Annotated in this window: 2 protein-coding genes; one reads left to right on the top strand and one right to left on the bottom strand. The window is 66.6% G+C overall.

The genetic code is table 11. The annotated features are described in order from the left end of the window. The coding region (locus tag AC0L3U_RS38410) for a precorrin-8X methylmutase (RefSeq protein WP_473364962.1) at positions 1-337 on the bottom strand (337 nt) is incomplete at its 3' end. Between the two features lie 72 nt (positions 338-409). Here AC0L3U_RS38410 and AC0L3U_RS38405 point away from each other — a divergent pair. Beyond that, positions 410-512 (top strand): hypothetical protein (locus AC0L3U_RS38405; RefSeq protein ID WP_473364961.1); only part of this gene is annotated, 103 nt, incomplete at its 3' end.

Below are 512 nucleotides of genomic sequence, written 5' to 3'. Positions count from 1 at the left end.
CCAACAGGTAGAACAAAGCGGTCGGTGCGTTGCCGATCACCACCACGCTGCCGGCCAGGTGCGGGCGCCACAGCTCCAGGGCCGCCGCGGAACGTGTATTGCCCAGCTCCCGCGCCAGCTCCGGCACGCTGTCGTCGCGCAGGGTGCAGATCACCGGGTTGTTGGCGGGCAGGCGCGCAGCTCGTTGAGCCACAACCGCCAACCCTGTTGCAGCAAGCTGCCACGCCAGCGCTGGGCAAGCGGCCACGCCGGCGAGAGTCTTGAGTTCGACCTTGTCCGCCAGCTCGCGCATCACCGACACGGCGCCGACGATTTCGTCGATGCTTTCGCTCTTCATGCGCATGGCCATCATAAAGGCGCCGATCTGCGCGAGCTGGCGGAGAAGGTCGTACTCAAGACTCTCGCCGGCGTGGTTGACGTGGTCGGCACCGGCGGAGACGGTGCGAACATCTTCAACGTGTCGACGGCGTCCTCGTTTGTGGTTGCGGCGGCGGGTTGCACCGTGGCCAAGC

The organism is Bradyrhizobium sp. Kon69 (assembly GCF_055807515.1).
The sequence above is the reverse complement of the archived record's forward strand: the minus strand, read 5'-3'. Positions and strand labels throughout refer to the sequence as shown.